The sequence below is a fragment of the Candidatus Avelusimicrobium caledoniensis genome (genome assembly GCF_902756455.1).
GTDB lineage: Bacteria > Elusimicrobiota > Elusimicrobia > Elusimicrobiales > Elusimicrobiaceae > Avelusimicrobium > Avelusimicrobium caledoniense.
The window spans coordinates 105,282-119,388 of record NZ_CACVRB010000001.1 but is presented as its reverse complement, the minus strand read 5'-3'; the positions used below and the strand labels follow the sequence as shown (position 1 = coordinate 119,388).

Here is a 14,107-nt window from a genome sequence, read left to right as displayed (position 1 = left end):
CTATATATTTTATCAAAAACGCCGTTTTCGGTTTACCCCTTGTTTTTTTACGATTTTTCTTGTAAACTTATAGAGAAGGAATTATGTGTTTCGTTAAAATATAAGTGATTTTATCGTGTGGAGTGTATTATGAAAAACACTTGGATAGTAGTTGCATTTTTACTTGCCGCTGTGACGGTATCTGCGCAAGAGACTGTTTCTTCCGTCAGTTTCAATCCGTCGCGCTTAGGAAATTTTGAAAAATTAAAAGTTTCCGGCTCTGCCACGCTTAGAGGCGGATTGCAAGCCACCAATTTGGAGATCGGCGGTAAGGCCAATTTGGCTATCACAGACGGTACGCAAAAGGTGTGCTGGCCCTTAAAAGAGGACGGTAGTTGTCAGTGTAATAGTTGGCAGTCTACCAATACAGGTAGCCCTTGTGAGGGAACCGCCGCTAACGGCAGTTGTAACAAATGGTGTGCATGTTTGCACAGCGACAGCGAAGGCAACTGCACTGAATATGATTATTCTTACGCAGAGGTGGCTATGCCCGTCGGGGTGTCGGAAGGGGGAACCGTAACGATGAGCAGTTCTCGTCCGTTTACGCTTGCGTCTCTTTCTTCGCCTGTTAGCATTGTGGATGTTTCATACAACGGGATGAGTATGCCTAGCGCAACGTTTCGCCAGACTAACACGTTGGGGCACGGTTACCAGTTTAATAGTAACTCGTATCCTACCGGAACGATACCCGTAGAGGTCAAGGGGGGTACGTTAGATTTTTCAGGTTTATCTGCCGGAGATTCGTTTATTAACCGGTTGGTAGCGAATAACAACTTAATTGCGTCCGCCCGCAAGATGTCCATTTCCGGTACGTTAGAGGTGGCAAAAACAGCGGCAGATTACGCTAAACCGGTGGATTTGGTCGGCGGTGAAACGATACAGGGGTTTGAACTGGGCAATGTCGTTATTCCGCCTCCGGTTCGTGATAATATGCAATTTACAGCGACGATGGCCTCCTCATATACGGCCTCGCCCGGATTAGATTTGACTAAGTGCGACCTAAAGTGGATTAAACGTAAAGTTAATGACAGTGGTGTTACTCCGCGGGCAGAGTATGTGTTGGGCTTTGGCGACAAAGCAGACGGCACGCAGTGTAAACCTATTTGTCAAGACGGTACGGTGGGAAGAGATACCCTACCGGCCGATTGCCCTTCAGGATCGCACGGTTATGCGTATTATAATATTTTGCGTCAGATTCACTGCGTAAACGGCGAGCCGCAAGAGCACGTTATGTATATTAAAGCGGATGGGTCATTAAGCGACACCCCCACCAACTTAAACACAAGTGGTTGTGAGCAAGATCCGTCGTGGAAATGGGTGTACCAAGGCAAAGCCGACAATGATTATGTTTCGCGTTGGGTGTGGTGGAACGAAGGATGGACGGGTATTTTCGGTGGCTATCATCCCGGTTTGCAAACAGATACGAAATGCACGCTGTTGTCCTTTGGAGATGCGGCCTCGTTTCCGATCGGTATGAGTAATAACGGTGTGGTCGTATCGCTGGGTGCAAGTAAAATGCAACGCAAAAATCAATTACCGTCGGGCGCTGGCCGAACGGCCTTGAACGATATGATTCGGGCGGATATCAGCGTTTCCTACGCCGGCTCGGGAGTAAACTTCGTTGATTTCGTCGTGGGAGTAGCCGGTCATATGAGGACAGAAAACATACCGGAATGTAACTCCAGCCGTAACGGCGAAGAACGCTGGGTGGAGAACGTCGTTCTCGTGCCGAAAGTGTTTGGTGTTTGGCCGGGCACTTGTAACTCCATTGGTAAGAAGTATAAATACAAATGTCTGTACCAATAAAAAAGTTGTTTTTTCTGATCCCTCCGGGTTTTTGCCCGGGGGGATTTTTTTGCGGCAAAACCGTTTTCTTACGTCCTAATATGATAAAATACAACTATATCCTAAGGAGGTATCTTATGCGTCGTTTTATTACGTCAGTCACATTTATCTTTTGCTCTGTTCTGCTTCAAGCCGCTCCACTTAAAGTATTGTCTGCCACCCCTAAAGGAGCCCTAAACGATTTTGGCCGTCAAACTATCAGTGTTTCGTTTAACCAACCCGTCGTGGCGCTGGGCGAACAAAGCGCACTTTCTTCGTCAGATTGTCCCTTACATATTACCCCGGCCGTAGAAGGTGTATGCCGCTATTCAGGCACGCAAACCCTTGTGTTTGAGCCCAAACAACCTTGGCCCGTAGCTACGGCGTTTACCGTCAAAATTAACCGCGGTTTTGGCTCGGAAGTGTCCGGGGCGAAATTAGCCGCACCGTATACATTTTCGTTTACGTCTATTCGTCCGCAGGTGCGTCAAATCTATCCGCAAGCTAACGAGCATTGGCTGTCTTTAACTCCCACCTTGTATGCGGGTTTTAATGTGTTGATGAACGTGGCTAACGTGGGTAAACACGCCTATTTAATCACTCCGTCGGGCGAGCATATTGCGTTGTCCGCGCGGGAAATAACCGGCGAAGAATATGAAAAACATTTCTTTTATTTGCCGTCTGAAAAATATGCCCTTGCTTTTACGCCTGCCCAAAAATTGCAACCGGGTACTATCTATACGTTTATGTTGGAACAGGGTTTGCGGGGCGAGTCGGGCTCGTTAGGGCTGGCCAAAGCGCATGCGTCCACTTTTGTTACGTCGCCTGATTTAGCGGTACTGGGTACGGTGCAAACGGGTTGTTTGCCCTTTGTGCCGCAGGTGCGGTTTTCTTCTCCGGTGCGTTTGCGTAATTTGAGCGAGGCCGCCACCGTTACGCCCGCCACCGCCAAACGTACCCTTTCCGCCGAAGAGCAAGACGCGCTTGGGCGCGAAGAAGTTATCTTGCCGTTTGATAAATTATCTGCTTCTGCCAAACGTCATATTACCTCGCGCTATACGCTTACAGAGCAAGAACAAAAAACAGGCGTAGCATTTTTTAATACGCCTTTGTCTTTTTTAGAATTAAAACCGGGCCAAACGGTTACTGTAACGCTGGATAAAAATTTAACCGATATTTACGGCTCGCGCTTGGGGAAAGATTACACGTTTACCGTTACAAATAACGGCTATTGCCCGGCGGTAGATTTTTCCGGCGGGTATGGCGTGTTAGAGAGTTACTTACCGCCGCGGCTACCCATAGAACTGATGAACACGCCGCAACTGACCGTGCGGACGGCCCGGTTTAACAAAGAAAATTATATTCCATTTTTAACCGCCAGTGATAATGCCTACTGTGCCGAAAAACCGCTCGCGGATACCACTTTTAGCGGATCGTATACTTTTAAAGATATCAAAGACAAAACGGTCAAAACGTATTTAGATTTGGCACGTTTCTCGCCCACCGCGCAAGACAGTTTGATATTTAGCCAACTTAAAATCACGCGTAATGGTGAGCCGTGTTGGGTGTCGTCTACGGATAACTTGACCGATGTAGGACTTACCTTTAAAGTGTCTGCGGAAAATATTTTACTGTGGGCCACTTCGTTAGAAACCGGCGAGCCCATGGCTAATTTGACCGTAGAACTGCGCGATAGGACCAACACTATTTTATGGTCCGGCTCTACCGATATGAACGGACTGGCCCGCGCGCCGGGTTGGAACCAGTTAGACACACAGGTGCCTTCGTGGGGAGCCCCTAAACTCTACGCGTTTGTCTCCAGCGCGGGCGGCGACGGTTTTATCAGCACGGAACTGGACGACGGGCTAGAGCCGTGGCGTTTTAATATTAGTTATACCTACAATCCGCAACAAGAAGCGTGGCGTACCTTTTTATTTACCGAACGCGGTATCTACCGCCCCGGCGAGACGGTGCACGTATCGGCGATTGTGCGCCATTTAAAAGGCGGCACGTTAAACGTGCCTACCGCTTTAACGGGTAAATTGGTCATCCGCGACGGAGCAGGTACGGATGTGTTTTCGCAAACTGTTACTACCGATGACAAATGGGGTACATTTGAAAAATCGTTTGAAATTCCCGCTACCGCGCACACCGGCGATTGGGACGTAATTTTTACGCCGCAACTCAAAGGCGAGAGTGACCCGTCTTCTACGTATGCGTCATTTAAGGTAGATAGCGTAAAAGCGGCAGAATTTAACGTAACTATGCAAGCCGCTAAGTCCAATTACATTGGCGGAGAAGAAGCCCGTTTTACGGCGGCGGCTAATTACCAGTCCGGTGCCCCGTTAGGCAACGCGCCTGCCAAATGGACACTTCGCCGCGAAATGGCGTGGTTGGAATTAGACGGTTACGATAATTATACGTTCGTGCCGTATTTTCTGCGCGAAAACGAATATAAAGAAAACGGTAAACAGCTTGCCGGTGCCACGCAAACTACGGATGACAAAGGCGTCACGTCCTTTGCCGCGTCTTTGCCACAGGTAGCCGGCCCGGTGCGGATATTTGCCGAAGTTGGTGTCCAGTCGCCCGCCAAGCAAGATTTATTCGCCCGCAAAGCGGTCATGTTGCACCCGGCCTCATTTTATTTAGGTGCTAAACCGGCGGACGGTTATTTTCGCGAAGGTAGCCCGGTTACGGCGCGTATCGTGGCCGTAACGCCGGAAGGCAAACGTACGCAAGCCCCGGCTAACGTAACGGTGCAAATTAAACGGGTAGAGTGGCATAGCGTACGTAAAGTGGGGCTCGCGGGCCGGTTGGAGTGGGTCAGCAATAAAGAAGAAGTTGAGCTGCCGTCCCAAATGTTGACCGTAGGGGAGGACGGAACGGAATTTTACTTTGTACCGCCGCAAAGCGGAACGTACAACATCACGCTACTTACGACCGACGAGCAAGGTCGCACCGTACGTGGCGGATTTGATGTGATGGTTTACGGTAAGGACGGTCCGGCGTGGTTGCAAAAAGACGACGATTTGTTATCTTTAAAACAAGATAAAAACGATTACCGTGTTGGCGAAACCGCCCGCATACACATTAAGTCTCCCTATGATACGGCGCAAGCGTTGGTCAGCGTGGAGCGCGAGGGCATTTTGGATACATGGCTGACCACCGTAAAAGGCGGAGCCGATTATATTGAAGTGCCGATTAAAGAAAATTATTTGCCTAACGTGTTTGTCAGCGTGACGCTTGTTAAAGGCCGTACCGCCGCGCCCATTACCGATAAAGGCGTTGATTTGGGTAAACCGCAAAGCAAAACAGGTTACGTCAATTTAAAAGTAACCCCGCAAACCAAAAAGATGACGGTGGAAATCAATACGCGCAAAAAAGAGTATCGCCCCGGCGACGAGGTAACGGTTAAACTTTCTACCAAATTGGGCCGCAAAGGCGTGCCGGCACAAGTCGCGCTTTTTGTGGTTGACGAGGGCGTCTTGGCTCTTACCGATTATAAAACGCCGGACCCGTTTGATACGTTTTACGGCGCGCGTCCGTTATCTGTGTTTACATCGGCTAACCGTCCGTACGTGATCGGTCAGCGTAACTTTGGCGAGAAAGGCGAAAGCCGCGGCGGGGGCGGGTCTGACTTTGCCAAACTAGGCGGTATTGATTTGCGTAGCCGTTTCTCGTTCGTGCCGTATTTTAATGCACGCGTCCAAACCGATGCTAAGGGCCGCGCGGAAGTGAAATTTAAACTGCCGGATAATTTGACGCGTTTTCGCATTATGGCTGTTGCGGTGCGCGCGCAAGAATTTGGCTCGGCCCAAACGCAAATTACCGTATCTAAACCCTTAATGGTAACGGCGAGTTTGCCCAAAATCGTGCGGCCGGGAGATAAATTCTCATGCCGGGCCGTAGCGTATAATTACGCCGATAAAAAAGGTGTTTTAACGGTGCAAGCCGCAGCGGTGGGCAGTGTGCGGCTTACCGATATTGCGGCTAAAACCATTACCGTGCCGCTGGGTCAAGCGCAAGAAATTGCCTGGCCGTGTGAGGCCACCCAAGCGGGTACTGCGCAAGTGGCGTTTAGCGTAAAAGCGCACGGGGAAAGTGACGGCGTGCGTGCGGATATTTCCGTGCGGCCCGTTGAAAAACCGCAAACCTTAGCCACTTACAACGCTACGGCGGGTGCGCAAGAAGAACTGCTTGCCAAGCCGGAAAATTTATTGGACAGCGCAAAAAATCAAGTTACGGTATCGCTTGCGTCTACGGCGCTACTGAATTTGCAAGGTGCGCTTATGTACTTGACGACGTATCCGTACGATTGTTTGGAGCAACAACTCTCCAAAATCAGCCCCGTCATTGAAAGCGAAAAATTAGTGCAAGATTTTCACGTTGGGGATGTTGCCGCGTTTAAAAAACAAGCACAGGAAGTGCTGACGAATCTGCCTGCTTATCAACATCCCTCGGGCGGGTTTGGGTATTGGAAGGAGTCATTACCCGATCCGTACGTTACCGCGTATGCGTTGCAAACGGCCTACCGCGCCAAACAAGCCGGCTTTACCGTGCCGCAAGAAGCACTAAACCGTGCGGCCGATTGGTTGGAGACGGCGTTTGCCAAAAACACAACGCTCGCATTTACGTATGCGTTGCCCGAAGTACAAACGGCCCGCGCGCAGAGTTTATACGCGCTGTCCTTATACGGAAAAAATGTATCTGCCGCGTTTAACAATTTGTATGCCGGGCGCGGCGTGTTGCCGCTTCCGGCGGTGGCGTATTTGTTAAAAGCGGCGGTGGTGTCGCAACGTACCGATTATATCAAACAAACACTTGCCCAGCAGTTGTTAAATCATATTTCGTATACGCCCATGCATGTGTACTTTACCGCTAAGTCGCCTATGCCGTGGTTGCACCTAACGGATGTTTCCACGACGGCTCTTACTTTGGAAGCGTTGTTGGATGCCGGACAACCTATTGAGCAAGCCCCCAAAGCGGTGTCGTGGTTAATCACCCAGCTTAACGCGCAAGGCCATTGGCAAAGTACGGCTGAAAACGCGGCGGTATTATCTGCGTTAACTACGTACGAAAAGAAAATGGAAAACCCAGTGCCCGACTTTACCGCACGCGTTGCGTTCAACGCAACCCCCGTGCAAGAAACCACGTTCCGCGGTCGCACGCTTGCACTTGAAACAACCCAAGTGCCGTTTAGCACGGCCTACGCAACCGGAAACCAAGCCCGCGTAAACTTGGCTAAAACGGGCACAGGCACACTTTACTACACGCTCGCGCAAACGTATACTCCGCGCGCGTATACAACGCCTCTAAACGCCGGTTTTGAAGTTTCCCGCAAGGTTACTACGTTGGAGGGTAACGAAGTCCAGCAACTCAAAGCGGGACAACGCTATTACGTCACGCTTACAGTGCGTAATGCATCGGCCTCGCACTTTGTGGTGGCGGAAGATTTCGTGCCGGCGGGGGTGGAAATTGTAAATACCACGCTTGCTACGGAAACCTCGGCGACCGATACGTTGCAATCTTCGGCGTTTGGCCGCACGGAACGCTACGATGACCGTATTGCCGCGTTTGCCGATTATCTGCCTGCCGGCACACATACGTTTACGTACATGGTTAGTGCGGTAACGGACGGCACGTTTGCTTATCCCAGCGCGTGGGCGAGTTTAATGTATGACCCGGCCGTATTTGGGCGCAATGCTACGTCGCAGCTTATTATTGAAAAATGAACAAGTGGGCGTGGGCAGTTATAGCGTTATTTCTTCCCGGTTTAGTACTGGGGGAAACTGTCTTGACGCCTTCCCAACAGATTACAGACCGCACCGGTACGCCGGTGCGGGATTTTTTGTCCGAAAATAACACGTATTATTATCCCGTTTCGCTGGGTGAAATGTCGCCTTGGTTTATTGCGGCGGCGGTGGCGGCGGAAGATAAACGATTCTATCAGCACGACGGGGTGGACGTGCAAGCTATTTTGCGTGCCTTGTGGCAAAATACGCAACAAGGCGAAGTGCTTTCCGGTGCGTCTACCATTACGCAACAGTTAGTGCGCGCGGTGGAGCCACGCGCCAAAACGTGGTGGGGGAAAATGGGCGAAGCGTACCATGCCGGACAATGGGAAAAAAATCATACGAAAGAAGAAATTTTAGAGGAATATTTTAACCGGGTGGAATTTGGCAATTTGACGCAAGGGGTACAAGCGGCGGCGAAGTTTTATTTTGGGGTAGACGCGTCGGAGGTGTCGCTGGGGCAAGCGGCTTTTTTGGTGGGGCTGATTAAATCGCCCACGCGCTACAACCCGCTTAAATACAAAGAGCGTGCGATAAAACGGCGTGCGTATGTGCTGGCGCGTATGCGCGAAGAGAATTTTATTGACGAAGAAATGTACCAATTATCGCTTCAAGAGCCCGTCGTGTTGCGTGCGGCGGCTCGCCCGTTTAACGCCATGCACTTTACAAATTTTTTACGCACGTTACTGCCTACTAAAACCGGTCCCGTGCAAACGCCGCTGGATAGCCAGCTGCAACATTACGCCGAGCACGTAGTCAAAAACCATATCCAAAAATTACAGGAAGAACACGTTACAAATGCCGCGGTTATTGTGTTGGAAAACGCAACCGGAGCGGTGCTTGCGTATGTGGGGTCGGCTGATTTTAATAACCAAGAACAGCACGGACAAGTAGACGGCGTGCGGGCACTACGGCAACCGGGCTCGTCGTTAAAACCGTTTGCGTACGCGCTTGCTATTGAAAAAGGAGTTTTGACGGCGGCTGATTTGCTCGCCGATGAAGATACTTTTTTTGACGGCGGTTTCCGTCCGCGTAATTATGACGAGACGTTTCACGGGCTTGTTTCGGTGCGTAACGCGCTGGCGTGTTCGTATAATATCCCGGCAGTAAAAGCGGCGGAGAAAGTAGGTGCCCCGGCGTTATTAGATTTGTTGCGTGCGGCGGGACTTACCGAATTATCACGCGAGGCCGATTTTTACGGACTCGGTTTAGCTCTCGGTAACGGCGAAGTACAACTGTTGCACCTCGCTAATGCGTATGCAACATTTGCGCGCGGGGGGGAGTATAGACCGATGACTCTTTCGTTGGATCCGCTGGTGCAATTAGGAGGAAAAGCACGACGTGTGTTAAGCCCGCAGACGTCTTATATCATCAGCCATATTTTGGCTGATAATCAGGCGCGCGGCGCGGCGTTTGGGTTAAATTCTGCTTTATCTGTGCCGTTTGAACTAGCCGCCAAAACGGGTACTTCCAAAGATTACAAAGATAATTTTACGCTTGCCTACACGCCACGTTGGACGATTGGTGTTTGGGCGGGAAATTTTGATGCGTCTTCCATGCGTAAAGTATCCGGCGTAACGGGGGCCGGGCCGATTATGCATGACTTGGCTATTTATTTGCAACAGAAATATCCGTCCGATCCGTTTGAACAACCGCAAGGAGTTGTGTTTAAACAGGTGTGCACGCAAAGCGGAAAGTTGGCCGGGCCAACCTGTACGCACACGCACGAAGAAGTATTTTTGAAAACCCATTTGCCCGCTAAATGCGACGGAAATCATAAAGATTTAACTACTGATTTAAAATTACTTTCGCCTGCGCGCAAAGATGTATATAAGTGGGACCCGTCTGTATCGGCGGGACTGCAAAAACTCTTGTGGCACGTCGCGTGTGAAAAAGACACATGCGTGTGGACGCTCAACGGTAAAAAACAGCCGCAAACTTCGTGCCGCGTGTGGTGGCCGTTGCAAGCGGGCAAGCACCGCTTGGAAGTTTCCTGCGGCGGACAAAGCGCGTCTGTCCCATTTGAAGTTCTGCCTTAATTCTTCTGAAGTATTTTCTTCTGTTGACCCCTCGCCCCTTGCGGGAGGTCCTCGCCGGACGGGCAAAAGGCCGGGTGAGGGGTATAACAGAACAAGGAAAATAACTTTACTATATACCCCTCATCGGTTTGTTCGGACTTTGTCCGCCAAACCACTTCCCCCGCAAGGGGGGAAGTCAAACGACGTATTTTATCGTCGGCTCTTAACAAAGCAACAATGCAAAAAGAGTGTGGCTCTAATTAAGTGAAAGTTGACTCCCAAAATGCCTGCCCCTGGCGAAGGGGCTTTTCAGTATATATTTTTCTCCCGCTCGTCATCCCGGAGATTTGTAATCCGGGATATAGCGGGAGAAAAAAATAAACCTTGACATTGTTTTTTTTTTTGCTACATTTTATTTGATGATAAAAAAGGAGGTTGTATGAAAAACAAGCAAGCATTTACGCTGATTGAATTGTTGGTTGTAGTTCTTATCATCGGCATACTCGCGGCGGTGGCTGTGCCGCAATATCAAAAAGTAGTGGAAAGAAGTAAAGCCACGCAGATATTGACCGTTATTAAAACGATATATAATGCACAACTGGCGTATCACATGGCAAACGGTACATATGCCAATTCTTTTGATGAACTGGCGGTGGATATTCCGCTAGCGGATCGGGCGTCCTTTGGTTCTTACACGACGGACTCGCGTGCCAATGACGATTGGGGGATAGGTTTAATCAATTCTAACGGTTATCATTTGATACATGCGGAACGGTTGCGCGGGAAATATGCTCGGGCCGGATTTGAAATTTATTTCTATCATAATAATTCAAATGTACCGACAGATGTATTGTTTTGTACAGAGCAACGCAACGGTAGCCCAAAATTTGAATTGGAGCGCGGTGAATATTGCACTAAAATTATGAAGGCAAAATATATTCATCAAGGTGATCCTAATAACTTTTTCTCTATGGACGGTACTACTTGGGGAAATTAAAATAAGCCGCCTAAAGAGGCGGCTTATTTTTTGTCATAAACTTTTTATTTCTTTTCTTCTTTGGCTTTTAAACTGGCTTTAATTAAGCCGTCAAAAAGCGGATGCGGACGCATCGGGCGTGAGCCAAATTCCGGGTGGAATTGTCCCGCGATAAAATACGGGTGGTCGGTGCGTTCCACAATTTCCGGCAAAACGCCTTCGTGCCAACCCGACACAATCAGCCCCACGTCTTGCAACTGTTTGACGTAGTTGGGGTTGAGTTCGTAGCGGTGGCGGTGGCGTTCTTCAATGCGGTCTTTACCGTACAAACGGTGGGCAAGGGAGCCCGGTTTTAAGTCGGCTGTGTAATTGCCTAAACGCATCGTGCCGCCTTTATACACTACGTTTTTTTGTTGCGGCGTTAAATCTACCACCGGGTCTTTGGTCGTCGGGTCAAACTCGGTAGAGTTGGCGTCGTGCAACCCGCACAAGTTGCGCGCCGCTTCCAACACCGCGCATTGCATGCCTAAGCAAATACCCAAAAACGGCACTTTGTTTTCGCGTGCAAAACGGACCGTATTGATTTTTCCTTCCACGCCGCGGTTACCAAACCCGCCGGGAATTAAAATGCCGTCGGCACCTTTGAGTTTTTCGTTGATGTTGTCTTTTTCGGTGTTGACGTAAACCACTTCTACTTTGGCATCATTATTCATACCCGCATGGCGTAAGGCCTCGTGGATAGATTTATACGCTTCCTGAAACTCGGCATATTTTCCGGCGACGGCAATTTTTACCGTCTTAGAGGGGTTTAATGCGCGGTCAAAAAATTCAAACTGTTTCGGATCTACTTCTTGCGTGGGTTTTAAACCAAGTAGCGAAATAATTTGCTTGTCCACATCTTGTTTGTAAAACATTTCCGGCACGTGATAAATAGATTTGGCATCCATGCACTCTATGACGGCTTTGGCCGGAACACTGCAGAAAAGAGAAATTTTTTCTTTTAAGTGATCGTTTAGCGGTTTTTCCGTGCGGCAAATGAGCATGCTCGGCTCAATGCCCAATTCACGCAGTTTATTGACGGAGTGTTGCGTGGGTTTTGTTTTCAGTTCTTGCGCAACGGCGATATACGGAATAAGCGTAACGTGTACGCAAATGACATTTTGCGGCCCCTTTTCCAAACGCAGTTGGCGCGCCGCTTCCAAAAACGGTAACGACTCAATATCGCCCACCGTACCGCCGATTTCAATGATAGATACGTCGGTGTCGTGTTCAAAAGCGGTAAAGCGTTTTTTGATTTCGTTAGTGATGTGGGGAATCACTTGCACCGTCGCACCCAGATATTCGCCGCGGCGTTCTTTATCAATAACCGTTTGATAAATGCTGCCGGCGGTATTGGTGTTGGCGCGGGTCATGTTGACGTCTAAAAAACGTTCGTAGTGGCCCAAGTCCAGGTCGGCTTCCGCACCGTCCACCGTTACGAACACTTCGCCGTGTTGGTAGGGGGACATCGTGCCCGGGTCCACATTGATGTACGGGTCGCACTTGATCATATTGACTTTAAGGCCGTTAAGTTGCAATAGTTTGCCGATACTGGCCCCGGAAATTCCTTTCCCCAGCGAACTGACTACGCCGCCGGTGATTACGATAAATTTAGACATATATTTTCTCCTGTTGGGTTTTTTAAAAACGCCCGGCAGTTAATGCTGGGCGTGGTGTTTCAGATAATACTGTTCGGCGGCGGTCAAGTCCTCTTGGGTGTCTATGGCCGGGCCGGAGGGGGCAATTTCGGCGCATTTGATGACCATGCCGTCTTCCAAGGCGCGCAGTTGCTCCAATCTTTCTAATTTTTCAAGCGGGCTTTCGGGCAAGTGCACAAACCGTTCTAACGCGGCGCGGCGGTACCCGTAAATCCCACAATGGTGCCAATACGGCACTTTCAAATTTTCCTGCGTTTTTTCCCGTTTGTACGGCACACGCGAGCGCGAGAAATACAACGCGCGCCCGTCTTTGGCGAGTACCGCTTTGACGATGTTGGGGTTGTCTACCTGTTCATCATCCTGGCGGGCAAAGGCCGCCGTGGCGATATCACACAGCGGGTCATTTTTTAATAAATTAGCTACAGCTAAAACCGTTTCGGTTTTAATAAACGGCTCATCGCCCTGTACGTTGATAATCAGTTGCTCCGGGCGGTTTTGCGCCGCTTCAAACACGCGGTCGGTGCCGCTTTTGCACGCGTCGCTGGTCAGCACGGCTTTAGCACCAAATTTAGCACACGCTTCTACGACAAGTGGCTCCTCGGTAGCGATAATTACTTCGCCAAGCCCCGTGTTTTTGCACGCTTCGTACACGTGCTGGATAACGGGTTTACCGCAAAGCGGTTTTAAGATTTTTCCCGGCAAACGCGAGGATCCGTACCGGGCGGGAATAGCAATTAAAACATCACTCATGGGAGAACTCCTTCAATTTCTTTGCGCGAAGCCGTAGCCGTGCCGGATTTTTCTACTACAATGCCGGCGGCGTAATTGGCAATTACGGAGGCCTCTTTTAAACTGGCTCCGGCGGCAAGCGCGAGCGTCAATACGGAAATAACGGTATCGCCCGCCCCGGTTACATCGTACACTTCGCGGGCCGTAGCGCGCACGGTATAGGGCTTTTTGGCGTTCTTTTCAAACAAGCTCATGCCGTCAGCACTGCGGGTAATTAAAATAGAATCGGCGTTCAACATTTTTAATATTTTTTGGCCTAATTTTTCTATGGCTTCTTCGCCGGGTTTAGGCGACTGGCCCACCCCTTCCCACGCTTCTTTGGTGTTGGGGGTCATGCACGTGATATTTTTATATTTACGGAAATTATCAATTTTAGGGTCCACGCACACCGGGATATGTTTTTTGCGGCACAGCGCGATAATTTTTTGGATGTTTTGGTCGCTAAGCATGCCTTTGCCGTAGTCGGATAAAATCACCCCTTTGGCGGTTTGGATAGCGGCTTCAAAATTTTTCATACACACCCGGGCCATGGCCGGGGAAATGATTTTTTTGCTTTCGCGGTCAAAGCGGACGATTTGTTGTTGATCGGCCATAACGCGAATTTTTTGGGTGGTGGGTCTGTCCAAATCTTCGGCAATACCGCGGATGTTTACACCGCGCTCGCGCAAAAAATCTTTTAGCATTTCGCCGCCAAGGTCCGGCCCGACGACGGAAATCATCACGGGCTTAGCGTCCAAAGCGGCCAAATTGACGGCTACATTTCCCGCACCGCCGGCTACAAAAAACTCGTTACGTACGTCCACTACCGGCACCGGGGCTTCCGGCGAAATGCGGCTGACAGCCCCTTTAATAAAATGGTCCAACATGATATCACCAACGACGATAATTTCTTGCCCTTGGAACGATTTTAAAATATCTTTTAAACGGCTGGTTTTAGGTTGCATAGATCCTCCGTAAATAATCTTCATTATA

At 49.6% G+C, this 14,107-nt stretch carries 7 protein-coding genes; 4 read left to right on the top strand and 3 right to left on the bottom strand.

Annotated elements, in window-relative coordinates:
* Positions 1-129 precede the first annotated feature (129 nt).
* From ACQY2W_RS00545 to ACQY2W_RS00530, 4 genes are all read left to right on the top strand, one after another.
* On the top strand, positions 130-1,845 hold the full coding sequence (locus ACQY2W_RS00545) for a hypothetical protein (RefSeq protein ID WP_428048629.1): 1,716 nt from the start codon (positions 130-132) through the stop codon (positions 1,843-1,845).
* Between the two features lie 116 nt (positions 1,846-1,961).
* Positions 1,962-7,595, top strand: coding sequence for an MG2 domain-containing protein (locus ACQY2W_RS00540; protein WP_428048628.1), 5,634 nt, complete (start codon positions 1,962-1,964; stop codon positions 7,593-7,595).
* Positions 7,592-9,694, top strand: a complete 2,103-nt coding sequence (gene pbpC / locus ACQY2W_RS00535) for a penicillin-binding protein 1C (protein ID WP_428048627.1) — start codon at positions 7,592-7,594, stop codon at positions 9,692-9,694. Before ACQY2W_RS00540 ends, pbpC begins: the two co-directional genes overlap by 4 nt.
* A 418-nt stretch (positions 9,695-10,112) precedes the next feature.
* Positions 10,113-10,670 carry a type IV pilin protein gene (locus ACQY2W_RS00530; RefSeq protein ID WP_428048626.1) on the top strand — a complete coding sequence of 186 codons (558 nt, stop codon included), beginning with the start codon at positions 10,113-10,115 and terminating at the stop codon, positions 10,668-10,670.
* Positions 10,671-10,714: 44 nt separating this feature from the next.
* On the opposite strand, the gene ACQY2W_RS00525 is transcribed toward ACQY2W_RS00530, so the two are convergent.
* Genes ACQY2W_RS00525 through rfaE1 form a run of 3 tightly spaced genes read right to left on the bottom strand, consistent with a single transcriptional unit; the run spans position 10,715 to position 14,079 of the window.
* Positions 10,715-12,307, bottom strand: coding sequence for a CTP synthase (locus ACQY2W_RS00525; protein WP_428048625.1), 1,593 nt, complete (start codon positions 12,305-12,307; stop codon positions 10,715-10,717).
* 39 nt (positions 12,308-12,346) lie between these two features.
* Positions 12,347-13,096 carry a 3-deoxy-manno-octulosonate cytidylyltransferase gene (gene kdsB, locus ACQY2W_RS00520; protein WP_428048624.1) on the bottom strand — a complete coding sequence of 250 codons (750 nt, stop codon included), beginning with the start codon at positions 13,094-13,096 and terminating at the stop codon, positions 12,347-12,349.
* Positions 13,093-14,079 carry a D-glycero-beta-D-manno-heptose-7-phosphate kinase gene (gene rfaE1, locus ACQY2W_RS00515; protein ID WP_428048623.1) on the bottom strand — a complete coding sequence of 329 codons (987 nt, stop codon included), beginning with the start codon at positions 14,077-14,079 and terminating at the stop codon, positions 13,093-13,095. Before rfaE1 ends, kdsB begins: the two co-directional genes overlap by 4 nt.
* Positions 14,080-14,107 lie beyond the last annotated feature (28 nt).

What these genes read in the sequence shown, in the direction of transcription:
- rfaE1 (WP_428048623.1), bottom strand. Translation starts at nt 14,079, where the DNA reads ATGCAACCTAAAACCAGCCGTTTAAAAGATATTTTAAAATCGTTCCAA.
- ACQY2W_RS00545 (WP_428048629.1), top strand. Translation starts at nt 130, where the DNA reads ATGAAAAACACTTGGATAGTAGTTGCATTTTTACTTGCCGCTGTGACG.
- ACQY2W_RS00530 (WP_428048626.1), top strand. Translation starts at nt 10,113, where the DNA reads ATGAAAAACAAGCAAGCATTTACGCTGATTGAATTGTTGGTTGTAGTT.
- kdsB (WP_428048624.1), bottom strand. Translation starts at nt 13,096, where the DNA reads ATGAGTGATGTTTTAATTGCTATTCCCGCCCGGTACGGATCCTCGCGT.
- ACQY2W_RS00540 (WP_428048628.1), top strand. Translation starts at nt 1,962, where the DNA reads ATGCGTCGTTTTATTACGTCAGTCACATTTATCTTTTGCTCTGTTCTG.
- ACQY2W_RS00525 (WP_428048625.1), bottom strand. Translation starts at nt 12,307, where the DNA reads ATGTCTAAATTTATCGTAATCACCGGCGGCGTAGTCAGTTCGCTGGGG.
- pbpC (WP_428048627.1), top strand. Translation starts at nt 7,592, where the DNA reads ATGAACAAGTGGGCGTGGGCAGTTATAGCGTTATTTCTTCCCGGTTTA.